The organism is Petrotoga sp. SL27, from assembly GCF_002924605.1.
GTDB classification, from domain to species: Bacteria; Thermotogota; Thermotogae; order Petrotogales; family Petrotogaceae; genus Petrotoga; species Petrotoga sibirica.
Window position 1 is genome coordinate 1 of sequence record NZ_JAIP01000052.1, and the last position, 253, is coordinate 253.

Genomic DNA, 253 nt, shown 5'->3' on the forward strand with positions numbered 1-253 from the left:
CGAGGATTCATAAGCAAATATCCTTAGTCAAGAACAACTCTGATCTAAAAAGCTTAGTCTTGGGATTATATAGACAAATTCTTGTCAACATTTCAGCCAGAAGAGTAAAAGTGCTGAGGCAACTTCTCGGTGGAGTTCAAGCAGGATTTATAGTTGATCGTCCTAAACCTAAACCAGAAGCTAAAATAGCCAATGCTGATTTTTTATATAACATGGAATATGTTTGGAGTGTAGTACTGGAACCACCCGTTAT

The 253-nt window shown here is 37.2% G+C and carries 1 pseudogene; it reads left to right on the forward strand.

The annotated features are described in order from the left end of the window. A pseudogene (locus AD60_RS10010) lies at window positions 1-253 on the forward strand (ATPase); the annotation flags it as partial.